19 protein-coding genes and 1 tRNA gene are annotated in these 26,598 nt (G+C 43.4%); 8 read left to right on the top strand and 12 right to left on the bottom strand.

The annotated features are described in order from the left end of the window. Nucleotides 1-100: 100 nt before the first annotated feature. Entirely contained in the window at nucleotides 101-3,067 is a 2,967-nt protein-coding gene (locus T355_RS14650; protein WP_051555366.1) for an ATP-binding protein, read from the bottom strand. Nucleotides 3,068-3,313: 246 nt separating this feature from the next. Here T355_RS14650 and T355_RS0104025 point away from each other — a divergent pair, with 246 nt between their 5' ends. The 3 genes from T355_RS0104025 (at nucleotide 3,314) to T355_RS0104035 (ending at nucleotide 5,575) form a co-directional block, all read left to right on the top strand. After that, nucleotides 3,314-3,613, top strand: coding sequence for a hypothetical protein (locus T355_RS0104025; RefSeq protein ID WP_027396625.1), 300 nt, complete (start codon nucleotides 3,314-3,316; stop codon nucleotides 3,611-3,613). Nucleotides 3,614-3,676: 63 nt separating this feature from the next. After that, a tRNA-Glu gene (locus tag T355_RS0104030) sits at nucleotides 3,677-3,751 on the top strand. Between the two features lie 60 nt (nucleotides 3,752-3,811). Beyond that, the gene (locus T355_RS0104035; protein WP_027396626.1) at nucleotides 3,812-5,575 is read left to right on the top strand and encodes a phosphoethanolamine transferase; all 1,764 of its coding nucleotides are present in this window, start codon (nucleotides 3,812-3,814) and stop codon (nucleotides 5,573-5,575) included. A 153-nt stretch (nucleotides 5,576-5,728) separates the two neighbouring features. On the opposite strand, the gene T355_RS0104040 is transcribed toward T355_RS0104035, so the two are convergent. Together T355_RS0104040 and T355_RS0104045 are read right to left on the bottom strand one after the other, a co-directional pair. Further along, complete coding sequence (locus T355_RS0104040; RefSeq protein WP_027396627.1) at nucleotides 5,729-8,281, bottom strand: heavy metal translocating P-type ATPase; 2,553 nt, start codon at nucleotides 8,279-8,281, stop codon at nucleotides 5,729-5,731. Between the two features lie 14 nt (nucleotides 8,282-8,295). Beyond that, the gene (locus T355_RS0104045; protein ID WP_331279579.1) at nucleotides 8,296-8,535 is read right to left on the bottom strand and encodes a metal-sensing transcriptional repressor; all 240 of its coding nucleotides are present in this window, start codon (nucleotides 8,533-8,535) and stop codon (nucleotides 8,296-8,298) included. A gap of 562 nt (nucleotides 8,536-9,097) precedes the next feature. Here T355_RS0104045 and T355_RS13520 point away from each other — a divergent pair. Beyond that, complete coding sequence (locus T355_RS13520) at nucleotides 9,098-10,408, top strand: ammonium transporter (RefSeq protein ID WP_037329780.1); 1,311 nt, start codon at nucleotides 9,098-9,100, stop codon at nucleotides 10,406-10,408. A gap of 18 nt (nucleotides 10,409-10,426) precedes the next feature. After that, nucleotides 10,427-10,807 (top strand): P-II family nitrogen regulator, encoded by a 381-nt coding sequence (locus T355_RS0104055; RefSeq protein ID WP_037329782.1) that lies wholly within the window; start codon nucleotides 10,427-10,429, stop codon nucleotides 10,805-10,807. A 137-nt stretch (nucleotides 10,808-10,944) separates the two neighbouring features. Here the strand turns inward: T355_RS0104055 and T355_RS0104060 are convergent, their stop codons facing one another. Then, a complete protein-coding gene (locus T355_RS0104060; protein ID WP_027396630.1) occupies nucleotides 10,945-12,090 on the bottom strand; it encodes a DNA polymerase IV in 1,146 nt (381 codons plus the stop codon). Between the two features lie 286 nt (nucleotides 12,091-12,376). On the opposite strand from T355_RS0104060, the gene T355_RS0104065 reads away from it, so the two are divergent. Beyond that, nucleotides 12,377-13,612 (top strand): LL-diaminopimelate aminotransferase, encoded by a 1,236-nt coding sequence (locus tag T355_RS0104065; RefSeq protein WP_027396631.1) that lies wholly within the window; start codon nucleotides 12,377-12,379, stop codon nucleotides 13,610-13,612. A 95-nt stretch (nucleotides 13,613-13,707) separates the two neighbouring features. Here T355_RS0104065 and T355_RS0104070 read toward each other — a convergent pair whose 3' ends face one another. After that, nucleotides 13,708-14,121, bottom strand: coding sequence for a universal stress protein (locus T355_RS0104070; RefSeq protein ID WP_027396632.1), 414 nt, complete (start codon nucleotides 14,119-14,121; stop codon nucleotides 13,708-13,710). Nucleotides 14,122-14,160: 39 nt separating this feature from the next. Next, nucleotides 14,161-14,787, bottom strand: a complete 627-nt coding sequence (locus tag T355_RS0104075; protein ID WP_027396633.1) for a DUF4867 family protein — start codon at nucleotides 14,785-14,787, stop codon at nucleotides 14,161-14,163. A gap of 164 nt (nucleotides 14,788-14,951) precedes the next feature. On the opposite strand from T355_RS0104075, the gene thiD reads away from it, so the two are divergent. Continuing rightward, nucleotides 14,952-15,731 carry a bifunctional hydroxymethylpyrimidine kinase/phosphomethylpyrimidine kinase gene (thiD, locus tag T355_RS0104080; protein ID WP_027396634.1) on the top strand — a complete coding sequence of 260 codons (780 nt, stop codon included), beginning with the start codon at nucleotides 14,952-14,954 and terminating at the stop codon, nucleotides 15,729-15,731. A gap of 347 nt (nucleotides 15,732-16,078) precedes the next feature. Here the strand turns inward: thiD and T355_RS0104085 are convergent, their stop codons facing one another. From T355_RS0104085 to T355_RS0104110, 5 genes are all read right to left on the bottom strand, one after another. After that, nucleotides 16,079-17,728, bottom strand: coding sequence for a PcfJ domain-containing protein (locus T355_RS0104085; RefSeq protein WP_027396635.1), 1,650 nt, complete (start codon nucleotides 17,726-17,728; stop codon nucleotides 16,079-16,081). A 182-nt stretch (nucleotides 17,729-17,910) separates the two neighbouring features. Then, on the bottom strand, nucleotides 17,911-18,408 hold the full coding sequence (locus tag T355_RS0104090) for a methylated-DNA--[protein]-cysteine S-methyltransferase (protein WP_231482980.1): 498 nt from the start codon (nucleotides 18,406-18,408) through the stop codon (nucleotides 17,911-17,913). A 128-nt stretch (nucleotides 18,409-18,536) separates the two neighbouring features. After that, on the bottom strand, nucleotides 18,537-19,514 hold the full coding sequence (gene bioB / locus T355_RS0104095) for a biotin synthase BioB (RefSeq protein WP_027396637.1): 978 nt from the start codon (nucleotides 19,512-19,514) through the stop codon (nucleotides 18,537-18,539). 301 nt (nucleotides 19,515-19,815) lie between these two features. Further along, the gene (locus T355_RS0104100; protein WP_037329786.1) at nucleotides 19,816-20,550 is read right to left on the bottom strand and encodes an NAD-dependent protein deacylase; all 735 of its coding nucleotides are present in this window, start codon (nucleotides 20,548-20,550) and stop codon (nucleotides 19,816-19,818) included. Nucleotides 20,551-20,863: 313 nt separating this feature from the next. After that, nucleotides 20,864-21,799 (bottom strand): hypothetical protein, encoded by a 936-nt coding sequence (locus T355_RS0104110; RefSeq protein WP_027396639.1) that lies wholly within the window; start codon nucleotides 21,797-21,799, stop codon nucleotides 20,864-20,866. A gap of 276 nt (nucleotides 21,800-22,075) precedes the next feature. Here T355_RS0104110 and T355_RS0104115 point away from each other — a divergent pair, with 276 nt between their 5' ends. Continuing rightward, complete coding sequence (locus T355_RS0104115) at nucleotides 22,076-23,848, top strand: M48 family metallopeptidase (RefSeq protein ID WP_231482981.1); 1,773 nt, start codon at nucleotides 22,076-22,078, stop codon at nucleotides 23,846-23,848. A gap of 154 nt (nucleotides 23,849-24,002) precedes the next feature. Here T355_RS0104115 and T355_RS0104120 read toward each other — a convergent pair whose 3' ends face one another. Further along, nucleotides 24,003-25,559, bottom strand: a complete 1,557-nt coding sequence (locus tag T355_RS0104120; protein ID WP_027396641.1) for a replication initiation protein — start codon at nucleotides 25,557-25,559, stop codon at nucleotides 24,003-24,005. Between the last annotated feature and the right edge of the window lie 1,039 nt (nucleotides 25,560-26,598).

Below are 26,598 nucleotides of genomic sequence, written 5' to 3' on the forward strand. Positions count from 1 at the left end.
AAGCATTCTCCCGTAGAACTGGAAAAGCCGGGCGTCACTTATGTGGCGTCCGGCCTTTCTGCTTTTTTGCGTTTTATTATTTTATTAATCTATCTTGTGGCTATGCCTCTGCCTTCTTAAACAGATAGGTCAGAGTATCCATCATTTTCTTTACATCAATAGGCTTGGCCAGGTGGTCATTCATACCAACCTCCAGGGCTCTCTCCTTATCCTCCTTAAAGGCATTGGCCGTCATGGCAACGATAATGATACCAGCCTTTGCCTTGTCGTCCAGATTGCGGATTTTTCTGGTGGCCTCATAACCATTAAGATTTGGCATCTGTATATCCATAAGAATCATATCATAATAGCCAGCCTCGGCCTTGGTAAGCATATCAACACACTCAACGCCATCACAGGCATGCTCCACCTTAAAGCCGCTGTCCTCCAAAATAGCTGTGGCAATTTCTGCATTGAGTTCATTATCCTCAGCCAAAAGAATACGCTTGCCGGAAAAATCCGGTGCCGCCTCCTGAACATTGTTGTCCACTGCAGCAGACGGTTCCTCCCCAATTCTGTGAGGGGTCCGAAAAACTATTTCGGTGCCTTCTCCCAGTTTACTGTGGACTTCAATTTCACCATTCATCATCTCCACGAGATTCTTAACGATGGCCATACCAAGTCCAGTACCCTGGATACCGCTCTGTGATGTGTTACGGGCTCTGGAGAACTGCTCGAAAATCTCCGCCACAAACTCCTCTGACATACCGATGCCGGTGTCCCTGATGGATACCTCCACCAAACACTGCTCCGCCTTTTTTCCAGGCAATTCCTTAACCCGAATCTGAATCATACCGCCCTCAGGGGTATACTTCACAGAATTGCTTACAATGTTCATAACCACCTCAGACAAATGGGTTTTGTCAAGGTAAAGATAGCGATGCTGTAGGTCACAGGAAACCTCCAGCTTGAGATTCTTCTTCTTTATTTCTCCCTCAAATACTGCAACACAGGCATTTAACAGCTTTATGCCATCCTCCAGCTCTTCATCAATAACAACCTTTTTGTTTTCGATACGGGACATTTCCAAGACATTATTCAGTATGTCCAAAAGCTGATAGCTGGCCAGCTTAACCTTTTTGCGGTACTCCTTGTTCAGTTCAACATTATCAGGGTCCCTTTCCTCCAGCTCCGTAAAGCCAATAATAGCGTTGAGCGGTGTACGAATATCGTGGGACATATTAAACAGGAAGGAGGTTTTGGCCTGATTTGCCACATCGGCAGCTTCACGGGCTTCCTCCAGCTTTTTGTGCTGACTCTGAAGCATTTCGTTAAGCACCTGGGTTTTCTCCAGCTGAATATCCTGAGCAGCAGTAAGCTCCTCAAGACGTAATTGTCTGTCCTGCAAAATGCTATTAAGGGTGGTGATTTCCTGTATCTGCTTTTCCGACTCATCCAAATGCTCACGATTACGCCTGTTTTCTCTGGAAATAAAGAATAATATCAGGCTGAAAACCACAACAATGGCACCAATTGGAATCCATATATTTTGTTTCAAAAATTCACCGGGATTCATATCCAAATGGGGCATATAGGAATAGGACCGTGTCAGGGTAAAATCCTTGTCCATAAGAGTTATACCGTGATTCAACACGCTGATTCCTATAGCATCCACATTCATTCCGTCAAATCCAACAGCTGCATCATCCGGCAGCTGGACTGCGTGAAGAACATTATAGCTGGTTTTTTTGGGCAAAAGTGAATCTGTTCTCAGACCACTTACAATAGCTACATCCGCCTCTCCCTTAACGACTGCATCCATGGCCTCCTCGTCGGTATCGTAATAAATAACTGGATTATTAGGATAATAAACCGCCCTGAAGTCATCCAGCATCCCCAAACGACCGGCAACGGCAATTTTTACCTTGCTCATGTCTGGGTAATCCCCTTTATACAGTACATTAAAGTATGAGTTTATTACGGGATCACTTGGCAGCATATCATATTCCTCAGCAATCCAGTAGTTAGAAATTTCAGGAAATATAGAATCTACCTCATTTTCCTGCAGAGCCTTGACCAAGGCTTCAAATGTATCATAGCCCTTGTACTCTATATTAATTTCAGTGTACCCCAACGCCTTAAAAATTTCGGGAACAAGATCCTTTACAACACCGGTTACCTCACCATTGGAATCCGTATCACTATATGGCAAATAATTATTGAGATAACCCACCCTATAAGTATCATGAGTTTCCAGCCATTGGCACTCCTCCTGGGAAAGGGCAGTTGTAAAAACCGTACGTTTAAACCATTTTTTACTCAGATCGTTAATATAATTCTGATTTTCTTTATAAAGTCTGTGCTGGGCCCTATTCAAATCCTCAAGAATATCCGGACGGAACTTGCTGACCGTAAGATAGAAATCCGTTACGCCGGCTTCCATGCAAACCTCAAACCCCATATTGCGAAAAGTGTTGTACGCCTCCGCAATTATAACGTCTACATAGCCACTTTTAAGGGCATTATCCCGGTCTTTAATATCATCATAGATTACTAATGTCGCATTAATGTTATGCGTGGCGATATATTGCTCCGCCACCTTGGTATGGGCACCTGTCAACGTGCCTATCCGCTTTCCGTTCAGTGACTCCGGTTCCGTGGTCACATGAGGATTGGTAATGCGTTTGAAAAATAAATACTGGCTTTCCCCCATAGGATCCTTGGGATAGCTGATAACCGCCTCTCGCTCCGGTCTGTAGGCCAGCCCCCCCAGCATGTCGATCTCTCCACGCAACAGCTTCTCATACAGTTCTCCATAAGGGCCATAGACATATTCATATTTCCAGTTTGTATAGAGCTTTAATCGCTGCAAATAATCGTAGCCATAGCCACTTTTAACCGAGCCATCATGATCACCCAGCTGAAAGTTTTCTTCGGAAAAATAACCTACACGAACTACCTTTTCGGCATTAGCCTCCACAGGCACCGCAGAATATAACCTAAAAGCCCCCACAAGGCAAGCAAAAAACGCCACAAGGCAAAACAGCAGCTTTATTTTGTTTAAAAATATTCTTTGGTCACGTCGCATTCTCATGAGTCTCCCATATTTTTATACAAAGAAAAGAAATATTACTATCATAATCTCTGATTTGGATACATTATACGTTAGTATATTCGCTAATATTATATCAAAAATTAGCCTGCATATTAACTAAAAAATACCAAAATAGAGAATTTTTTGCCAATTTGCTTCAATAAAGAGAGGTTCCTATTGGACTATGTGACGCAAAAGTTGTATTATGAAAAAGAAAGTTTCACAGCAGGAGGATTCACAATGCTTAATAAAAACTACATGGCTGGCAATGCCCACCTCTCCTCAGAGGCAGCAGAGCCCTTTGAAGTACGAATCAAAAGAGATAAGCCTGAGCTGGCTCAGGGGGTAGACAAGCTACTGGAGCTTGTGCCGGAGGAAATATACAAACGGGCTTTCAAAAATATTCAAACCTTTAACAAACGGGGAGATACACTGCTCATAGTCAGCGGAGGCATATTGGAGCGCACATTTCTGGAGCGTGACTGTATTCCTGCATTGAAGGAAGCCTTTGGTGTGACCAAGGTTCAGATTATCGGATAATGGTGCTTTTTTAATTTTTCCTTGACTCAGGGCGTTTTTTGTAGTAGTATATTTCTTGTTCACGGCGCGTTGGTCAAGTGGTTAAGACTCCGCCCTCTCACGGCGGCTTCAGGGGTTCGAATCCCCTACGCGTCACCAGAAATCACAGCCCAGGATTTTGTCCTGGGCTTTTTTGTTAGCTTTGGGAGTTTTGTATAAATGGATAGGAAAAAAATAGGAACATATATTATCAACAGCATTATCTGCTGGGCACTTATGAACGTGTTGTTTTATGCCACCACAGGGGATAGCAGTATCAGCTTTAACTTGATATTTACCGCTGAATCATTAATATGTGGTTTGCTTATTTTTATTACCCAGTTCACCAGCGGATATCCTTTATTTCATAAGAAATGGGCGCCCTTCCTTTTTATCACCGGTTGGTGGTATATTTATGCCCTTTATAAATATATGTTCATCGATGCAGGGCCTGCTTCCCACGAAAGCGAAATAATTGCCGGCATGGGAGGTGCTGCCAGCTTTATGATGGTACAATTTCTGCTGGAAAAATATACCAACAAAAAAGCCCTTCTGTACCTTTTGGACGGCCTGCAATTCATCTATTGCCTGCCTCCTGTTTTGTCCCTTATACACTATCAGTTATATGGCACCCTCATAACCTACGAGGAAGCCACAGCCATACGTAACACAAATCTTAGGGAAACCCTTGAATGGATAATGACCTATATGGGGCCTCTTTACATTGGCCTTGTAGCAATAGCCCTTGCAGGACTTTTTCTTCTTATAAACAGGCTGAGGACCCTGCTTTCATCCCAGCAAAAAGAGGACAGAAAGCCTCCCGTATTGATTGCCTCCATAGGTATAACCCTGGCGGTTTCCCTTCTGCCATGGAATATGTGGAGCCAAACGGATTTTATGGGGCCATATATTAAGGCTGTCCGCTACAGTATGGGTTTAAGCCAATATTACAGAAATATTGAAGCCAAAAAAGACAGCATTGCCATTTCTGACGATACCCCTATTACCAGCTCTCCCCACACTATTATTATGGTTATTGGTGAATCTGCCACCCGTGACAAAATGAAGGCCTACACCCCTGATTACAAATACGATGATACACCATGGCTAAGCCGGCAGCTAAATAACCCTAATTTTATTATCTTCAATAACGCCTATGCTTGTCAGAGTCTCACCCAGCAGGTGCTGGAAAGCGCTCTTACGGAAAAGAGTGCCTACCATGAAAAGGATTTTCTGGACAGCATGAACATTATTGATATTGCCAAAAAGAAGGGCTACAAAACCTATTGGATCACCAATCTGGGGAAAAACAACAATGAATCCTCCTTCTTCAATGTGGCCTCCCGGGCAGATTACCTCCTGAATACGGGAAATGATGACGACCACAGTATGTTGGCAGAGCTAAGCCAGATTAATCCTCAGGAAAATAACCTTGTTATACTTCACGGCAACGGCAGCCATGCCGCCTACAAGGAGCGCTATCCAAAGGAAAAGGCTGTATTCACTGAGGATTCCAAGGAAGCAGAATACGCCAACAGCATCCGCTACACAGATGAATTTTTACAGTCCATATACGAATATGCAAAGGATAATCTGAATCTTCAGGTCATGCTGTATTTTTCCGACCATGGTGAGCACATGAGAACCGGCCATACTCCTAATGACCAGAATTATGTGAAGGTCCGCATCCCCATGTTTATTTATTTAGGTGATGAATACCTTAAAAATAATTCGTCAAAATCCAAAATTCTTATGGACAGGAAAAATACCTTCTTCACCAACGATATGATGTATAACACCCTTAGTGGAATTATGAACGCAGAATCCAATTATTATATTTCCAACGAGGATTTAACCAACCCTGCTTACGATTTTACTGCTGACACCCTATGGACCTTCGGCAACACCATAAAGGTCTCCGAAGACCCATTTTTAAAAGAATAATAACACGAAATCTAAAGTTCATCTTCATCTTTCAGATTTGATTCACTAAGATTTCATAATAAAAAGAGATTGCCCATTACGAGATATGGCTTGGCAAAGTCCCGTAGAATGCAATCTCTTTTTCGTATACATTTTTTAGTTTTCTTTTACCTACTAACCTACTAGTTCATAGCCAGCTTCTTCGATTACGGCCTTAAATTCTGCCTGTGGAATGTCACGACCTGCCTTTACCACTGCAGTTTTTGCCTCCAGATTCACATTAACCTCGGTAACCCCGTCCATTTTGGACAGCGCCTCAGTAACATGCTTCTGGCAATGCATACACATCATACCCTCAATTTTTAAAGTCTTTTCCATAATTTTTTCCTCCTTAAAATCTTCACTGGTTGTTTCAGCTGGTTTTTCTGATATATTTAATAGGGCTTCCGGCTTAAAAAATCTCAGCCGCAAAGCGTTTAAACAAACGCAAACACTGGACATACTCATGGCAGCTGCCCCCATTACCGGAGATAGCTTAATTCCAAAGGTGGTGTACAAAGCCCCTGCTGCCACCGGGATACATATCACATTATAAAAGAAGGCCCAAAAAAGATTTTCCTTAATATTGCGCATAACCGCCTTACTTAATTTAACGGCACTGACCGCATCCAGTAGGTCATTTCTTATCAATACTGCATCGGCACTTTCAATGGCGATATCAGTACCTGCCCCAATGGCAATACCCAAATCAGCCCGTGCCAATGCAGGCGCGTCGTTGATTCCGTCACCTATCATGGCCACCCGATGGCCATTGCCCTGAAGCGCAGCAATATGAGCCTCCTTATGCTCCGGCAAAACTCCCGCGATGGCCCTTGGTATATCCAGTCTGCGCCGTATGGCCTCGCCAGTCCGCTGATTATCCCCGGTAAGCATAACCACCTCAATACCCATTTCCTTAAAGAGTCCTATGGCCTCAGCACTGGTGGACTTTTCACTATCCGCCGCCCCCAGAATGCCAATTAATACATTATTCTGGGCAAATAACAACGGGGTACGGCCCTGATCCGCCAGCTCATCCAGATACTCCTGATATGGTGCAGTATTAATACCCTGTTCCTCCATGAAGCTCTGACTTCCGGCCAAATACTGGCCATCAGCCTCCAGTCCCCGACCAAATACAGCCTTAATATTTGTCATGGACATGGCCTCAATACCCTTGGCATCCGCATAATTCAAAACTGCCTCTGCCAAAGGATGCTCGCTGCCCTTTTCCATTCCTGCAGCTATGGAAATAAGCTCCCTTTCGGTTACGTCAATGGCCTTTACATCCGTAATCACAGGCTTTCCATCAGTAATGGTACCCGTTTTATCCATTACCACCGTATCAATATTGTGAGCAATTTCCAATGCTTCCCCGGATTTTATCAAAATTCCGTTTTCCGCCCCCTTGCCAGTGCCCACCATAATGGCCACAGGAGTTGCCAATCCCAAAGCACATGGGCAGGAAATAACCAGAATGGATATTACAATTGAAAAAACGAATTCCACACTGGCTCCCATAATCAGCCAAATAAGGCCGGCGGTACAGGCTATCATAATAACCACGGGAACGAAAATTCCCGCTATTTTATCCGCCATGCGGGCAATAGGGGCCTTGGAGGCACTGGCTTCATCCACCAGCCTGATTATCTGGCTAATGGTGGTATCCTCCCCCACCCGCAACGCCTTAAATTTAATGAATCCATTTTTATTGATGGTGGCGGAAATAACCTTATCCCCCACTGTCTTTTCCACAGGAATACTTTCCCCGGAAATAGCTGATTCGTCAATACTGGTGGAGCCTTCGGTAATCACACCATCCACAGGAATCCTTTCCCCTGGCCGCACCACCACAATATCGCCAATAACAAGGCTCTCCACAGCCACCAGCTGCTCAGCTCCGTCTCTTATAACAGTAGCCTGCTTTGGCGCCAAATCCATGAGCTTTTCCAGAGCTCGACTGGTCTGTCCCTTGGCCCGGGCCTCCAAATATTTTCCCAGGGTTATCAGGGTCACAATCATGCCCGCCGACTCAAAATACAAATTGGTACTGTACTCGGTCACCAAGGCCATATCACCATGTCCCAGACCATATCCCATACGGAAAATGGCAAAGGCACCAAACAGGGCTGACGCCATAGAGCCCATTCCCACAAGGGTATCCATATTTGGCGCTCCCTGGACCATGGTACGAAACCCCACAATATAGAAATGGCGATTAAGATACATAATCGGCAGCACCAAAAGCAGCTGGGCAAAGGCAAAGGTTATGGCATTTTCGGGCCCGTCAAAAAGCTCCTTTATAACCTCTGGAACCGGGATTCCCAGCATATTCTCCAGCATCCCATGCATGGCAATATACATAACGGGAATTAAAAAAGCAAAGGACAATATAAGCCGCTGTAAAATTTCTCTGGCCTGTTTATCCGCCACCTTTTCACTGTTGTCAGCCCGTTCTGCAGCCTTTTTTTGCTGTCCCTTTACGCTGGCTCCATAGCCGGCCTGCTCCACTGCGGCAATAATAGCCTCCGGATTCGTCACAGACTCATCGTATTCCAGCTGCATACTGTTGGTTAATAAATTAACGGCAACCTCCCGTGTACCAGCCACCTTTTCCACGGCCCGTTGCACCCGTGCCGAGCAGGCTGAGCAGGTCATGCCCGTTACATCAAACTTCTCTTTTTTCAAAATATACCCCCTGGTTATTTCATAACCTTCTGTAAAAGGCAGCAAAGCTCATCCACAACTGCGTCATTACCACTACGGATGTCCTCCACCACACAGCTATGAATATGTTGATTCAACAGCTCCTTGGTAAAGGCATTTAATGCGGACTGCACCGCACTGACCTGGGTAAGAATATCCACACAATACCTGTCCTCATCCACCATATTGTGAATCCCCCGGATCTGTCCTTCAATACGGTTGAGGCGACGAATCAGTCCCTTATATTCCTCCCCATCCTTATCCCGGAATTTATGCTTATGAATGCCATCAGCCTCTGCACTTCCACAGCAACAGCAATGCTTTTCCTCTGTATTTATATCACTCATTGTAAACTCTCCTCATCGCACACGGCATTAATATACCTTATGGGGGTATAATATACCTTATGGGGGTATATGTCAACATCCTTTTCCCTATTTTTCTATGTCATAAAATTATCCAAAAAAGTTTTCTATACCCTATTGACATAGTTTAAAAAATGAGTATACTATGAAGCAACAACATACATGGCAATGACGCCCTATGAAATCAGGTACCGGGTTTCGTGGGGTATTTTTGTTCTCCTGTAGGTTGTATTTCTCACAAAACCAAATAGAAAATGCCTATACTGTCACACAAGAAATAAGATCTCCTAGCTTTTTCTTCAGTATAGGTATAAGACAATGGCGTCTTATGGTTCTTCCTTTAAAAAAGGGGGGGATTATGAGACGCCATTCTATTTGGGAAACATTATTGGAATAATCTATTTTTTATTTAAAGTGGAAAGGACTGATTATTATGATTAATACCGGTGATACAGCCTGGGTCCTCATCAGTGCGGCCCTGGTATTTCTAATGACTCCCGGCCTTGCCTTCTTCTACGGTGGCATGGTCCGCAGCAAAAATGTACTTACCACAATAATGCAGAGTTTTTTTATAGTTGCATTAATTTCCGTTGAATGGGTACTTATCGGCTATGCCATGACCTTTGGCGCTGATATCAACGGCTTTATTGGCGCTTTGGATAAGGTGGGGCTCGTAGGTGTAGGCTACAATGTCCTTGAAAATGGCACCATCCCGGAGCTGGCCTTCGTAGCCTTCCAGTGTATGTTTGCCGTTATTACCCCTGCTCTTATTACAGGTGCTTTTGCTGAACGCATGAAGTTCGCAGCCTTCGCTCTCTTTATTCTCCTTTGGGCCATCTTCATTTATAATCCAATGGCTCACTGGGTATGGGGCGGTGGCTTCCTGGCTGAGCTTGGTGCCCTTGACTTTGCAGGAGGTCTGGTAATTCACATTCTCTCCGGTGTATCCGGCCTCACTCTTTGTATTCTCCTTGGCAAGCGCGCCGGCTATGGCCGTACTGCCATGATTCCTCATAATCTTCCAATGACCGTTCTTGGTGCAGCCCTTCTCTGGTTTGGCTGGTTTGGCTTTAATGCCGGCAGTGCCCTTGGTGCAAATGAGCTGGCTGCCAATGCCTTTGTTACCTCCCAGGCCGCAGCTGCCGCTGCAACCCTTTCCTGGGTAGTAACTGAATGGCGGATCAGTGGCAAACCAACCATCCTTGGAGCCGCCTCTGGCTGTATCGCCGGCTTGGTAGCCATTACCCCAGCCGCTGGCTTCGTGGCCCCTCTCCCATCCGTTATTATCGGCCTTGTAGGCGGTGTGGTTTGCTACTTTGCCGTTGCTGTTCTCAAGGAAAAGCTGGGCTACGACGATGCCCTTGATGCCTTTGGTGTTCACGGTATCGGCGGTATGTGGGGTGCTATTGCAACTGGTATTTGGGCCACTACAGAAATTAATCCTGATGGTGCCAACGGTCTTTTCTATGGTGAAAGCCATCTCTTTATTGCTCAGCTCATTTCCATTGGTGTTGCAGTCGTGCTGGCAGTGGTTGGTACCACTATTCTCTACATGCTGGTTACTTTGGTGACCGAAGCCCGTGCTTCCGAGGCCGAGGAGCTTACTGGCCTTGACATCATTGAACATGGTGAGCGGGGCTATGCCCGTTCCATTCTTGGTGGCAGCCCTATTATGGGCAGCTTTGAGGATTCCTCTGAAATGCTGGCCAACACTGTATTGAATGCCACCGCCAACAAGGCGTGAGAAAGGACAGGTGATATTATGAAAATGACCAAAATTGAAATTATTACCCGTTCCAATAAGCTGGATGACCTTATGGGTGCCCTTAATGACATTGGGGTTCTCGGCATGACCGTAAGTCAGGTCTTTGGCTGCGGCCTTCAGAAGGGCCACGAGGAGGTATATCGGGGCAAGAAATACGATATAAACCTTGTACCAAAAATCAAGTTGGAAACCGTGGTCTGCGAAGTGCCTGTGGACAAGGTTCTTGAAGCCGCCCAGAAGGTCCTGCGCACCGGCAACTACGGCGACGGCAAGATCTTTGTATATGAGCTTACTGATGCGGTCCGTATCCGCACCGGCCAGAGAGGCGCCACCGCCATCATGGACATTCCTGGTGAAAAGAAAGAAGGCAAGAAATAAATTCTTTAACAGCTAAATAATATTATATAAATATTATATAATTATTATTTAACAATTATTAAAATGTTATTCTAGATTGTGTTAACCTAAACAATCTCAATAAAAATGCTGGAGCCTCTTTTGAGATTCCAGTATTTTTATTTTTTAAGCAAGCTTCCCCGGGTTACTCCCAGCTTGCCAAATTTATTATTTATATCATCTATGGCCTGATAGAGCTTGTCCTTTTTCTCGTCATGGAACAGGGACACAGCCTCCATTTCCCCAAAGCCTGTGGTGGAAACACCCAACAGCCTTATATTATTAGTAATATTTAAATGTTTAAATAACTCTTTTATAGCTGTATAAATATCATTGTCGAAATTTGATGCCTCAAAAAGCTGCTTCTGCCTGGTGTAGGTGGTAAAATCCCTTGTCCGTAGCTTTAGCTGTATGGTCTTGGCCTTAAATCCAGCTTTTCTCAGCCGCCAGCCCACCTTTACGGACAGCTCCAATAACACCTGTAAAGCATCCTCAGCGGTCTGCAGATCCTCCCCAAAGGTTACCTCATTGCCAATGGATTTGGCTCTGCCCCTTGGTGCCACCGGCCGCTCATCCTTCCCCTGGGCCAGCATAAACAAATGGGAGGCTGTTTTATCACCGAAGGTTTTATGAAGCTCCTCATAGGTCATTTTTCTAAGGTCGGCAATGGTCTTAATACGAAGTCTGTCCATTACCATGGCTGTTTTGGCCCCTACACCCCATATTCTCCTTACGGGCAACGGATCCAGAAACTCCTGCACCCTATCCCTGTCCACCACCACCAGTCCATCCGGCTTATCCAGATCCGAGGCTATCTTTGCCAGAAACTTGTTGGGAGCAATGCCCACAGAGGCCACAATTCCCGTTTTTTCCTTTATCTCCTGCTTCAGCTTCATGGCATATTGGAGGGGATTTTCCATAAGGCGCTCCATGCCGCTGATATCCAAAAAGGCCTCATCGATGGATAATGGCTCAATAAGAGGGGAGTAATGTTCAAAAATATCAAAAATCTGCTGGGAAACCTCACTGTAGCGGGGATAATTGCCCCGAATAAAAATTCCCTGGGGGCACAGCTTCATGGCCTTGGCAGTGGGCATGGCAGAATGGACTCCAAATTTTCTGGCCTCGTATGAGCAGGTAGACACCACTCCCCGGCCTCCAATACCGCCAACTATCAGAGGCTTTCCACGGTATTCCTTATGATCCAGCTGCTCCACCGATGCAAAGAAAGCATCCATATCCACATGCATAATGAGTCTGTCCATAAAATTCTCCAGAAATAATTACAAACATATCTTCTAAATGTTAATTTTATATGCTTTTCCCCAAAAAGTCGACCAAAACAGCTAAATTTATGTATATACTACAATTCCAAAAAACTTTTTAGGTATAGCCTCCTCCTTCGCCAATCACCATGAGTTTTATATGAGCTTGGTTAATTTTTTGATAATCTTTTTCAATATTTTCTCTTTAAACTATTGTATTTGCATATTACTGTGATATAATATGATAAAAATGTTATACTAAGTTATGTTTAAGGGGTGTTTTTATTTGGCTACTGTAAACGAAAACTATTTGAAATTACCAGGAAGCTATCTCTTTGCAGAAATTGGCCGCCGCGTGGCTGCCTTTAAGGAGGCCCATCCTGAGGCTGATGTTATCCGTCTGGGTATTGGTGACGTTACCCAGCCTTTGCCTGCTGTCTGCATTGAGGCCATGCACAAGGCCGTAGACGAAATGGCCCAGGCCGAAACCTTCCGGGGCTATGGCCCGGAGCAGGGCTATGACTTCCTTATTGAGGCCATCAGACAGACCAATTATGTAGGTCGTGGCATTGATATTGCGGCAGATGAAATCTTTGTCAGCGATGGCTCCAAGAGTGACTGTGGCAATATTCAGGAGATTTTCGGCACTGATAACAAGGTAGCCATTACTGACCCTGTATATCCTGTATATCTGGATACCAATGTTATGGCAGGCCGTACCGGTGAAATTATGGAAGACGGTCATTTTGAAGGTATTACCTACCTTCCTTGTGATGCCAGCAACAATTTCTCCCCTGACCTACCAAACGAGCGGGTAGATATGATTTATCTCTGCTGCCCAAATAACCCTACTGGCACTACCCTTTCCAAGGAGGAACTGACCAAGTGGGTAAAATACGCCAAGGATAATAAATCCGTTATTCTCTTTGATGCGGCTTATGCGGCCTACATTACCGAGGAAGATGTGCCCCGCTCCATTTATGAAATTGAAGGTGCAAAAGAGGTGGCCATTGAGTTCCGCTCCTTCTCCAAGACTGCGGGCTTTACAGGCACCCGTTGCGGTTATACTGTAATTCCTAAGACAGTTAAAGGCTTTACAAAAGAAGGCAAGGCAGTGGAATTTAACAAGCTGTGGAACCGCCGTCACACCACCAAATTCAATGGTACTGCCTATATAATTCAGCGTGGTGCAGCTGCCATCTACACTCCTGAGGGCCAGAAGCAGGTGAAGGAGCTGGTGGGCTACTACATGGAAAATGCCCGCATTATCCGTGAAGGTCTTGAAGCCGCCGGCATTGAGGCCTACGGTGGCATAAATGCACCATATATCTGGCTGAAGACCCCAAATAATATGCCATCCTGGGACTTCTTTGACAAGCTCTTAACAGAGGTAAATATTGTGGGCACCCCAGGTGCAGGCTTCGGCCCATGCGGCGAAGGCTATTTCCGCCTAACCTCCTTCGGAGACAGGGAAAACACCCTCCGTGCCGTAGAACGCATAAAAAACAAGCTTCATTTTTAAATTCAATATATTAAAATGGGGGCTACATTCTGTAGCCCCATTTATTTAACGCTATTTTAATATTTATTAATCACTAAAATATTGTTTTAAAATTGTTATTTTGCTATTAAAACAGAGCATGGTGCCTGCTCAAGTACATTGCGGCTGACGCTGCCCATGAGGATACCTTCCACCAGACTCAGGCCGCGACTGCCCATAACAATCAAATCAGTGGCGTTATCCTTGGCATAATCCACAATCTTCTCATAAGGAATACCCACATCAAGGACAGTTTCACACTCCAGCCCCTCTGGCAGGCTTTCCTTGATTTCCCCAAGGATTCTGTTCCCCTCCTCTGTTAGAGAATCGATTATCTCCTGACAAAGGTGTACAGAAATAGCCGCCTGCTGAATATTCACCACATACATAAAAATCAACTTACCAGGCTCCAGCTTGGCCAAACGTACAGCCTGCTCTATGGCCTTCTCGGATTCTTCGGATCCATCTACTGGTACTAAAATCTTGCACATATTTATTCCCCCTTAAATTACCACAGAATTAATGGGTATTTATTCAAAATCCCTTACACTTAAATTTTTACCCTTCAGCAGCCCTACCCGGCCTGTTTCGCCACTTTCAGGATGAACCAGCAGCCACTTGTTGATGGCAAAAAGCATTGCCGACTCCCCCTTGGCCTCCGGCACCACATCCAAAGCCTCGTTGGTACCACCAGGAAGCACTACCCCACTACGGAATTCCTTCCCATCCACACCACACGGTGCGTAATGCAGGGTTGTGGCAAATATCTCCACCACTGTACCCTTGGGTACAAAGAAGGCCTCCACCTTTGAGGTATCGTATGAATTATCCTCATAATCAATATCCCAGCGGTGCCCCACCATCAATATCATATCCGTTCCTGCAATATTGATTTCCGAATCCCTGTGGTACTCCAGACCGTTCAGTTTATCGTTAAAGCCATGGCAGCAGCCAAACTCTATTGGCATTCCCCCATATATCTCATCCATGAACTTTAAGAACAGCTTTGTTTGCTCAAAGGATGGAATAGATGCCTCATAAAGCACCTGACCCTGGGGAGCCGCTGGCAGCTTCTGAACCTCATCCATGAATTCAGTTGCATCCACATCCAGCACCCGGCCATACATCTTGAAGCCTTCATCCAATACACTTTTCATTACGTAACTCCTCCGATTCTCTTTATGCCTTTAAAATTCGCCAAAATACTTTTCAAATCCTGCCAATCATATAAACTTTTGTTGCCAGAGGCCCTTCTTGGTTCTATACTTAAAAATGTATGTGCTTGGGATTTGAAACTTATCCCAGAGAGAGAGGGTTTATTATGCAATCTGTATTAACTATTGCCGGGTCGGATTCCAGCGGGGGAGCTGGTATTCAGGCCGATATCAAGACCATTACCGCCCACAAGCTCTATGCCACCAGTGCAATTACGGCCCTGACAGCCCAAAATACCACTGGGGTGCGGGCCATTCACAACGCGCCGGCGGAATTTGTAGGGCAGCAATTAGATGCTATTTTTGAGGATATTTCCCCTGATGCGGTAAAAATCGGCATGGTATCCTCTCCTGATATTATTCAGATTATTTCTGAAAAGCTGCGGAATTACGGGGCCATGAATATTGTGGTAGATCCTGTTATGGTATCCACCAGCGGTTCCAAGCTCCTTGAGGATGAGGCCCAGGATAATCTCTGTCGTTTGCTGCTTCCTATTGCCAGTGTCATTACTCCTAATATCCCGGAGGCTCAGGTGCTTTCGGGCATGGAAATCAATAGTCTGGAGGATATGGAGGAGGCTGCAAAAATAATCGGCTCCAAAATCTATGGTGGTGTTCTCATAAAGGGTGGCCATTTATCTTCTACTGCCACAGATCTTCTGTACTATGATGGAGAATTTAACTGGTACCGCCAGGAGCATATTGATAATCCAAACACCCACGGCACAGGCTGTACCCTGTCCTCGGCTATTGCCTGCAATCTGGCCATGGGCTATGATTTGCCAGAGGCCATTGCCAATGCCAAGAAGTATATTACCGGTGCATTAAAGGACGGGCTGAATCTAGGAAAAGGATCCGGGCCTCTTAATCATATGTATGCGCTTTAAAAGCATTTTTTAAATATTTAATTAGACTCAATATAATGTTATTTTAATATTGATTTAACATTTTATTAAAATTAAAAGGCAGTGACTATGTCTGTAGCGCCGCTCATGGGTCTAAAACTTTTTGTCCTAATTAAATAGTGAAAAAAATCATAACTCGCTCACCATTAAATGGTTCGCTCAAACAAATGATTTTTTCCACTAATATTAAGGTACGGACAAAAGAGTTTCTTAACGACCCATTCGCTAATTGCTACAGACATTAGCCCCTGCCTTTTTTATTGTTCTATAATGCCAATACTATTAATTGTAGTATCACTAGCGCTACAGCCATAGCCCCTGCTTTTATTTTATCTTATTGGCTTAAATTCCAGATTATGCCTTATGCCCCAGTCCACCACTGCATCCTTAATTTCGCCCTTCAATATATGATTATGGTCTCCCAGAGCCTGGGTAATAACACCCTTTACCACTTCAATGCAGGCCACAGGCTGGCCATTCTTTTCCAGATAATAAATGGCGCATTCCCTGTTGTTCATCTTCTCTGTATAGAGATAAAAAACGCAGTTATGGAAAATCTCCGACAGCTCAAAAAGCTCCTTGCCATTGCGGGCAATCTTAAAAGAGCCCTGTGGTGTATCCTCCTCCTTCATGAGGTCACCCTTGGCCAATGTAAATTCTATTTCCATATAATGCTTATGACGGGCATTTTTTTCACGGCGCATCTGCTCAATGTCCTGCTCATACCGACGGCGCTGCTCCGCTGTCCACACATCATGGGTTTCCTTGGAAAATCCCGTGCGATAAATGGCCTGAACAAACTCATCCGTGAGTTCATCACTGGTATAGCTGTTAAACCACATATTCAGGCAGTCACGAATATCAGATGAACCGCCCTCCATGGCACTGTGGAGGATTTCTGCCACCCGTACTGGCTCCCACTTGTCCATAAGCCAGCTGCAAAGCATCTGCCACCCCACATAGGCAGGATCATACTCAGATCGCACATCCTTCTCCTGCTTTTTCCACCACCATGATATTTCGAAATTGCTTACATCTCCCCACCAATATCGCTGCCAGGCCCCTTTACGCTTGTAAAAGGCTCCAACTCGGTCAATTCCAAGCCTATCCAGATTTTGCCCCAAAAGGTGGTTAATATTATAGAAATGGGGCCATAAATTTATATCCGTAATGCCAATTTTCTGCAAAAAGAAGCATATAGCCAGTGACCGTCCATTTTCCCGATAGGCTTTCTGAAGCCCCTTGGTTTTAGGAAGCTGGAGATAATCGCAAATTAGATCAAAGTTTGTATCATTGGTCCTTATGATTTTACGGGCAAAATCGTAGCCAAGCATATCCACATACCAGCCCACATTCACATCCAGAGGGAACTGGGTAAAATACTTCATGAGCTTGGCTGGAGGTATATCCTCCGGCACAGTGGGAATGAAGCCAAATTCCTCCTGTGAAAGCTCCTTCAAGAAGGTCATAACCCTGTCCGCAACGATTTGAGGAATTTCCACAGAAAAATCAAAGCCCTCATCGGTCCAGTCGTATTTGTAATTAAAAACACTGCCACCGGACTCCGCCTGCTCTGACTTGGACGGAATTGCAGTGTACTGCCACTTACCATAGTCCAGCCGCAATGAATACTGCTTGCTTCCCCTTCTATGAAGCTCCACCCCATCAGGAGTGCCCATAACACTAAAAACATCCACCAAAATAATGGCCGTTTTTTGGGGTCTATATAGCTGTAAACGCCATCTGGCCGCGGCCTTCTTATATACACAGCTGTATCGGTAATCAAAATCACCTATATCCACATAGGCCAGAAGATGATCTGGGGACTGCTGCTCTGCCAGGGCATCAAGCTGCCTTTCACCCATTCCCTTATCAACTATGCTTAATGAAAATTTCTCAATATCCTTTTCTATCCAAGGCTCCTGGCACTCCACCCAGGCCCTGGATTTCCCGTCAAAATAATAATAGCTCTGTTCCACAAATATCCCGCCCATATATATTACAAAGCGCACCTCAAAAGAAGTGCGCAATTTAACCTTGACAATCAAAACATTATTTTAACATTAATATAATATTAATAAATATTTTATTAAATACTAATAAAGCGATTATTAAATGTTTATGTAACTTTTATTAAAGCCAATGGTTCTTTATGGAAAGCTTATTCCGTAAATTCGATTTTCTCCAGCTCCAGTAAAAACTTTTTCTTATCAATACCACCGGAATAACCCGTTATAGCCTTGCCAGAACCCAAAACGCGATGACATGGCACCATTATAGGTATTGGATTATTACCTACAGCTCCCCCTACAGCCTGAGCCGACGCCCGCTTGCCACGCTTTTCGCTTACCAGCTTGGCAATTTCACCATAGGTCATGGTTTTTCCATAAGGGATTTCCTTAACAACATTCCATACATCCATACGAAAATCAGTGCCCTCCAGAGATAGGACAGGCATAAAATCCGGGTTGCAGCCACTAAAATATAGGCTTAACCACAATTTTGCATCCTGAATAATGGGCAAATCATCACTAAACTCAATATCCTTGACATTAATAGGGAGCTGATTGCCCTCCTCCTGTTCAAAGATGATGTTAGTCAAGCCGTCCTCATGGGCCATAATATAAAGTTTTCCCAAAGGTGAATCATAGTACGACATGTATTGCACGGTGGTTATCACCTCGATTGGCTTCAATAAAAAATCCCACGTTTATTTTATTATAACCCAAGCGTGGATTTTTTTCACTTGGTTATGAAATAATCGTGGGATATTTCAAAATATTCTTTTTAATGATTTGTCATGCCTAATTTCTTAAGCAGTCCCATATCTTCTTTTATGGTGGTGCCGGAGGTTGTCAGCATATTACCGGTGATGGAAGCGGATGCGCCCCCCTGAAATGCGGTTGCACCGTTTTCCGGCAACACCTTTCGTCCCGCAGCCATACGGATATTTGCTGATGGGTTTATAAATCTGAAAATAGCCAATGTCCTTAGTGCATCATCTGATGATATAGGGGCTTGATGCTCCATGCCTGTTCCCGGAATAGGTACCAAAATATTGATTGGAATGGACTGAATACCTAACTCCTGTAAGGCAAAGGCCATATCTATACGATCCTGCCAGCCTTCCCCCATGCCAATAATTCCCCCGGAGCAAACCTCCAAGCCTTCAGCCTGGGCCGCTTTGATAGTCCTTATCCTATCTTCATAGGTATGGGAGGTACAAATTTCCGGAAAATAACGCTCACTAGTTTCTATGTTATGGTGATAACGGGTCACTCCAGCTTCACGAAGTTTTTTGAACTGCTCTCTGGAAATTATCCCATGGGATGCACAGAGTTTAATCGTAAGCTTATCCTTCATCAATCTATAGGTGGCCAAGGCTTTTTCAAAGTCCTTACCGCTTAATGCCCTGCCAGAGGTTACCAAAGCAATTCTGTTTACTCCTACGGCTTCATTGGCTTTGGCATTTTCCAGAATTTCCTCAGTGGATAAAAAATCGTACTCATCTACACCAGTTTTATGGCATGCTGCCTGGGCACAATAACGGCAATTCTCGCCACAACGTCCGCTGCGGGCGTTTATTATTGTACAAAGATCTACGTGGTTGCCACAGAAATGCTGCTGAAGCTTCAATGCCCCCTGTTGTAATTTTTCTAATGGTGTATTTAAGAGGAAGGATGTATCATCTTCGTTTTTTATCCTTTTTCCCCCTATAATTTCTTCTACAATTCTATCTATGTTATCAAAATTAACCTCACCCATTATATGCCCCTCACTTTATTTCGACATTTAATTTAACCAACGTCAATATTGTATGCCTGTGTTATTTTATTGTCAACCAGATATTGGATACTGGTTAACATATATCCTTTTCTGCCAATGAAACCTTGATATTATTTAAACATTATTTTTATGTTATTTTATTGTTATTAATTTGTTATTTTATACTTTATTTATTGTTTTTTTTTTGTTAATTATCCACTATTTTAATACTGCCAAATAAAAAGCTGACCTTGACTGCGAACAATCAAAATCAGCTTTAAAAATTGCATTATTCTACATATTATTCAATACAGGCTTTTAACACCTTTCCTGCAGCATCGTGAATCACCAGATCGCACCACTCGTCAGCCGGGGTTGCGGTCTTGTTTATCACAATAAGGTTCATGCCACGGAAATATCTTACCAGACTGGCCGCAGGATAAACCATAAGAGAGGTGCCCCCTACTATCATGGTATCTGCCTTGGTAATTGCTTCCTCTGCATCAATAAGGTCCTGACGATTTAGGGCCTCCTCGTAAAGCACCACATCAGGCCTTACCATGCCACCACATTTCGGACAGGTAGGAATCCCATCACTGTTTACTATAAATTCTGCATCATAGGTGGCGTGGCATTTCACGCAGAAATTACGGTGAACAGAGCCGTGGAGCTCAATGACCCGCTTGGAGCCTGCCATCTGGTGCAGTCCATCAATATTCTGGGTAACCACAGCCTTCAGCTTTCCCATTTCCTCCAGCTTGGCCAGAGCTTTATGGGCATTATTTGGCTTGGCATCCAGATAAATAAGATTTTTCTTATAATAATCAAAGAATTCCTTTGGGTGATCCTCCAAAAATGTATGGGAAACCATTTCCTCAGGAGTGAATTTTTGCTTTAGTCTTCTGTTATATAAGCCCTTGGCGCTACGGAAATCCGGAATCCCGGACTCGGTGGAAATTCCGGCCCCACCCAAAAAGACCATGGAACGGCTCTTGTCTATTATTTCCTTCAATTTCTTTATCTCTACAGCACCCATCCAAAACCACCTCACATTCATTGGATATTTGCGTATGCTATTAGCTTTTTCCGGTGAATCTTAATTTTAGTTTATTCTGCAAAATATAATAAAAATCCTGCTGAAAATTTCGCAATATAAGGAATATAATTTTTACAACACTCGCAATTTCTAAAAAAGAAAACACCTGCTGGCAGGCAGCAGGTGCTTCCCTCTAGGAAGGTCTTATGGGTTTATCAAAAATGGGATTATCTTTTAATGATATTATTATAATGTTATTTAAACATTTTTACAACTTTTATATAACCATTATATATATTTATTTTAATTATTATTAAACAGCACGCTTATAATTTTCAAGCTGCTCTATTCCCCTTGGCAAAGGCAGGCTGTCATAGGTGCTCTTAATGGAAGTATAAAGCTCCGCCTTTCTTTCAGTAGAGGTCTCCGGATTTCTCCATTCCTCGTACATCTTATGGGTTGCACGACTGGCTGCCAGAGTTTCCTGGGAATGAACCTGTATTTCAAAGGCCTGCCCGGATGGGCTGGTAGCATTCAGATGAACTGCCTTGTAGCGGCCATCCTTGTTGAGATATTTATTGTCAATTTCATCCAAAGTGTAGCCCTTCTCCTCAAGGAGCGCCACAGTGTCACGAACCTTATCTGCCATTTCATCGTGGTTTACCACCTCAGTATATCTGAGGAGATCACCGGTTTCAGAAACATATTCAAAATCCTGCTTTGGGGTTTCCCCTGCTTCCAGGGCCTTGTTGGTCTTGCGATCAATTTTGCTCTTGATACTGGAGGCTGTCTTAACGGAATACTCCAGCCCCTCCATGGAGGTACCCAGTCTATTGGCAATATCCAGCATATCCATAGTAATACGTGGTTCATTGGCCCGTGCCATATTATACGCCACCTGAGCCCGCTGCTGACATCCTTCCAGAATATTATCCCCCTGGGATGCACTGCCGGAAATTACAACCTTGCCGTTTCTGTTACGATAAGGAATACCACCAAGGCGCATACTGTCTGTCAGGGCAGTTGCTGTGCTCATAAGGCCCAGCTGTGCCGCCGAGGCACTATTTACATTACCAAAGCTGCATGTAAATGCAGACCAGGCAACCACGCCGGCAACGAGAAATGCCTTCCCTCTGCCAAGGTTGTCCAGCTTGGTTATTTCAATCATCCGTGATAAATCGTTGAGCTTGGTATTTTTCAAATATCTTCTCACCTTTTTCATGTAATTATTAACATCGTTTGTATCCATACAGCTTCACTTCCCCTCTGTAATAAAATAGCTGAGATACATTGCAATAGCTTTAATGCTATTGTCTATGGTTATACTATAGCAATGAATTATGAATTTTAGTTGAAAGATATCACCAAATAAATAAATTTTTCATTGCATCTTATTTTACAAGAATTAAGAGTCTAACATTTTATTTTTAATTAATACAGTATTAATTTAAATATAATGTATCCCATATTTAATAGTGATATGATGTTTCATATATAATATGATGAGGTGATGGGATTGAAAAAAATGGATTTGAAGAAAAAGGTAATGTACACTCTGAGCACTGGTCTGCTGGCGTGTACCTTTTCATTTGCTCCCCTTTCTGCGCCTTCAGTAGCAGAGGCTGCAGACTGGGGTTTAATCGGCAACATCTTTGGCACTGTTTCACAGGCTGCCATGGAATACGATCAAGTACAGACCTATTTGCTGAATTGGGGCAACAGCCCTGAAACCCAGCAAAAGACCCTGAATGAAACCGTTGAAAAATATGGTCTTGATACCTCTGTAGAGCACAACGAGCGGGTATCCCGGGTTCTGAACCAGCTTATAGACCACGGCCATTACGCCATGGAGCCAAACAGCCTGCCATTCAGATGGCGTGTTATCAATAATGATGAGTGGAATGCGGCCTGCTATCCAAATGATTTTATTGAAGTAAATAGTGGCCTTCTGAATGATCTCCACAGTGATGACGCACTGGCAGCAGTAATGTCCCATGAGATGATTCATGGCCTTCATCAGCACATTGCAAAGGATGCCCCAAAGCAGGTCCTTTATAAATACGGTACAGCACTTCTCACCATGAAAGCAGATGTGCTCCAGGCTACTTTGGGATCTTATATTGGAAATTACATTTCCGTAAAAAACACCACCAACCTGTCTGAGGCTGATGCAGATGAATATGGCTTCTATCTCCACTGCAGTGCTGGCTTTAACCCTGGTGGCTTCTCTGCCATGACCCTAAATATGGCCAAGGGGGATAATACTGATCGCAACATTATAAAGGAAATTTTTACGGGAGCCTATAACCATCCAGCTTCTCAAAAGCGCTTTGAGCAAGCCCAGCAGCGTATGGAAGAATATGGCTACAACCATGTAAAGGTAAAAAATGGTACTGAAATTTTCATTGATGACAAGCATTTCATGACTGCAGGGGAAACACCTGAGCTGGCTGACTGGGAAAATGCTTATCTTATTGCCGGTGGTATCTGCAAGGGTATCCACGACTATTCCACCGTTGAGGCTTGGGGCTTTGGCACTCCTGATTTCCTCAGTGACATTGCCTATAAGGATCTGAAAAATGCCCTGAATGATCCTTCTCTTTCTGCCAGTCTTCAGACCATGCTTACTAATGCTTATGCCTTAGATATCCATGATAATGATTACAGGAGCACCAAGGCAAAGCTGAGAAAGGCTGAAAAGGAGCGCAATGACAAGATTACCAAGCGCCAAAAGGAGGTAATGTCCGCTGAAAATGCTTCCTCCTATGAAGGTCATTTTGAAGGTTACACCAAGCTTGGGCTTAATGTTTTGGCCTACAAGGAGGCTGAAAAGGCCTACAAGGCAGATCCAAACAGCTATATTCAAACTGGAAATATGTCCCGTGCCTTGAATGCCCTTAATGCCGAATACAGGGAAAAGCATAACACCTGGAATGATGATTATACCCAGAAGGCTATTGAATATACTGATAAGGCCCTTAAAATCTGCCAGGACAACTCCATTGATGATACCTACTGGCTTTACAGCAATATGGCTTACTATCAGATGCAGGCTCAGAACTACGCAACCTCCAACGAGGCAGCATTAAAAGCCATCAGCCTTAAGCCTGATGAAAAGAGCAACTATCGTTTTGTTGGTTACAATAGCTTAATGCTGGGGGATAAGGGCAGTGCAGTTAAGTATTATTCTCTCTATCTGAACCACGGTGGTGATAGGGAAATGGTGCCATCAGAGCTTTCCAATGAAGTTCAGGCAAATGCCAGAACCCTTGAAGAAATTTACGACGCCAACGAGTAAAATTTTATACACAGGCAACTTAAAAGGACGCAACTGAGTTTGCGTCCTTTTTTTGCTTTAAAATATTAAATTAATCCACAGTTTTCTTGGGAAATCCACAATTTATCAAAGGGTTATACAGAGTTATTCACAGGATATCTGTGGACTGTGTGGATTACTCAAGGATATCCGCTATGGATGTTTTACCAACGATGCTCTGAATCTCGGAAATATTCAGCTTGGCATCAAGACACTGCTGTAAAAATTCCTTGCTGATTTTCTGGCCATTAACCAGCACAGTAAGCACCAGCTGGTTTTTCAGAGCTTCCTTGACAGAGCTGCTGTGTTCCTCAACTGGAACCATTTCAGCCTCAGGCACATCCTCAACAGCATCAAGGATAGCTGCATCATCTGCCTCAAATGTATCATTATCCTCAGCATCTGGTGTTGCCTTAACTGCTTCAGCCTCAACCCTCTCCTGGGCTGCTGAAAATTCTGATACATTTTGGTCATATATAGACCCAACATTATCCATAAGGGAAGAAAAATCTCCCTTTTGATAGCATTTTATAAACTGGGCCTTGTCAATATCGCCCAATAATTTATCCACAACCTCGTCCATATCCCCAGCCTTGGCTTTGGCCATAATAACCTCCCGGGACATTTCACCAATGCCACGGGAAATAAGGAATTCCTCGCATGCCTTGTCGCTGCTGTCTTCCGCCATTTTATTCTGTTCGAACAAATCAAACTGCATGACAGCCTTCTTGGCATTACCAGCATAATCCTGCTCAATGGCCTTGCGCATATAGGCGGGAATATTCTTCACCCCGTGCTGGGTAAGGGTATACTGCACATTGTCCCTGATGCGTTTGGCGTCATAGTTCCTTATTAGACGGTTGGCCACGATTTTGCCAATACCATATTTAAGGAGAATATCCACCAGATCATCCTCAGCAACGGTAATATTGTCCTCAACATCCGGAGAATCGCTCTTTTTGCTGAGGTAGAACTTGAAGCCGGTAATGGTGCGGCTTGGCTTGATTTTATCATATTCGATATAATAGCCGGTATGGCTGTTTATATCATTAACGGAATAGTTTATAACGGACCTTATAAATACGGATACATTCTGGTATCTGTCTTCAACTCCCATATATTCACGCAGCTGTTCCAAAGAAAATTCACGCTCTATGACCCCAGAGTTTTTAAATTTCTCAAAGCCCTGGTACTGCAAAAGAAGCTCCAACAGCTTTATTGAATGGGTGGACTTCAGGGAAAAGATAGAGCTGGCTGAAATCTGGGTATAAGGCTTGCCCGCCAGTTCCAGTACATAAGGGGCAAAATCCTTATGCAGCTCAATGGAAAGCATACCCTTGGCCTTATCAAATTCAAATTTTGGAAAAGGCACCACAGATATGTATTTTCCTTCTTCCTCGTTGTCCTTCAGCACAGCCTGCATACCCTGAAGGTTACGACAAAAACCCTTCAGACGTGAATAGTACACGTTGTTGCCACCAAACATCTTGATGACCTCAACTGAAGGAATACTTACTACTTTGTTTTCAGTAGGCTCACCAGCCTTGAGCTGGGGCCTCAGACTGGCCAAGGCCAGATAGAATAGCCTGGCCTCCATGAGATTTGAAAAGATGGAGGGGGACTCTATCAGGGTGTTGGCCTGAAGTATTATTTGCTTGGTCTTTTTCTTATGACTGCTAAGTTTTGTATTCATCCCTTTGCTTTCCTTATATGTAAAGTTTAGGTAATCCGACCGTCTTGTATCAAACTTTTCATTTGGAAAAGGATACACGACCTCAATGTATCAATCTTACGCGACCATTATAACATTATATGAGTAAAATGTATAATACTTTTTGATATTTTTTTCATAAATGTTACATTTATGTCGTGTGTCGTATCGTCCCGTGTTGTGTGGCTTCGTGCAGCTTCGTGTCGTGTTGTTTCATGATTTTTCATTAATACATAACCTTATTGTATAAAAAACTTCTAAAATCTATGATACAATTAGGTCATATATGAACTAAAATGTAACAAAATTTCATATAGATGACTGAATTGTATCTTTAAATTTAATTACATGACTTGATTGTATCATAATCTTCAGCTTATAACACTAATATTTATGTTACAATTCAGTCATGTATTCTAAATTCATGATACAATACAGTCATATATAGGTTATACATTACCTAATTGTATCTTTTTTTAGTGATTTCATTTAAAACTAATGATACATTTCAGTAACCTATTGTTACAATTAGGTCATTTATACTCTTTTTTATCATTTTTCTTCTATATTATATGATACAATCCGGTCATGTTTTACTGATTTTAGCCTTGCAGCCAGTCTTTTCAGGCCGAGCCAGCTCTATATTACACAAAAAATGGTAACTATAACCTCCTTTTTTTCTGTCTGCTGAAATTATGCTACACTCTTAATACTAGAATAGGGGATGAAATTACATTTAAATAGATGACCATAATGTATCATCTGTTTAAATTTCCTTTTCTGAAAAGGACTATAGGAGACCAAATTGTATCTAAGCTTCACCTGTATCCCTGATAACTACTGACTTTTCCACAGATACATGACCTAATTGTATAGTTCATTGGTATTTTTCACAGTCAATTATGTTATATATGATACAATTCAGTCATGTAATACTACAATAAGGTAATCTTTAAGATACAATTCCGTCATCTATATGATACATTTTGGTACGGCTTATGATACAATTACATCAGCTAAA

This window comes from Anaerovibrio lipolyticus LB2005 (genome assembly GCF_000621545.1).
Lineage (GTDB): Bacteria > Bacillota > Negativicutes > Selenomonadales > Selenomonadaceae > Anaerovibrio > Anaerovibrio lipolyticus_A.

Coding starts and splice junctions, on each gene's coding strand:
- T355_RS14650 (WP_051555366.1), bottom strand. CDS start 3,067: ATGCGACGTGACCAAAGAATATTTTTAAACAAAATAAAGCTGCTGTTT.
- T355_RS0104025 (WP_027396625.1), top strand. CDS start 3,314: ATGCTTAATAAAAACTACATGGCTGGCAATGCCCACCTCTCCTCAGAG.
- T355_RS0104035 (WP_027396626.1), top strand. CDS start 3,812: ATGGATAGGAAAAAAATAGGAACATATATTATCAACAGCATTATCTGC.
- T355_RS13520 (WP_037329780.1), top strand. CDS start 9,098: ATGATTAATACCGGTGATACAGCCTGGGTCCTCATCAGTGCGGCCCTG.
- T355_RS0104055 (WP_037329782.1), top strand. CDS start 10,427: ATGAAAATGACCAAAATTGAAATTATTACCCGTTCCAATAAGCTGGAT.
- T355_RS0104060 (WP_027396630.1), bottom strand. CDS start 12,090: ATGGACAGACTCATTATGCATGTGGATATGGATGCTTTCTTTGCATCG.
- T355_RS0104070 (WP_027396632.1), bottom strand. CDS start 14,121: ATGTGCAAGATTTTAGTACCAGTAGATGGATCCGAAGAATCCGAGAAG.
- T355_RS0104075 (WP_027396633.1), bottom strand. CDS start 14,787: ATGAAAAGTGTATTGGATGAAGGCTTCAAGATGTATGGCCGGGTGCTG.
- thiD (WP_027396634.1), top strand. CDS start 14,952: ATGCAATCTGTATTAACTATTGCCGGGTCGGATTCCAGCGGGGGAGCT.
- T355_RS0104090 (WP_231482980.1), bottom strand. CDS start 18,408: ATGTCGTACTATGATTCACCTTTGGGAAAACTTTATATTATGGCCCAT.
- bioB (WP_027396637.1), bottom strand. CDS start 19,514: ATGGGTGAGGTTAATTTTGATAACATAGATAGAATTGTAGAAGAAATT.
- T355_RS0104100 (WP_037329786.1), bottom strand. CDS start 20,550: ATGGGTGCTGTAGAGATAAAGAAATTGAAGGAAATAATAGACAAGAGC.
- T355_RS0104110 (WP_027396639.1), bottom strand. CDS start 21,799: ATGGATACAAACGATGTTAATAATTACATGAAAAAGGTGAGAAGATAT.
- T355_RS0104115 (WP_231482981.1), top strand. CDS start 22,076: ATGGATTTGAAGAAAAAGGTAATGTACACTCTGAGCACTGGTCTGCTG.
- T355_RS0104120 (WP_027396641.1), bottom strand. CDS start 25,559: ATGAATACAAAACTTAGCAGTCATAAGAAAAAGACCAAGCAAATAATA.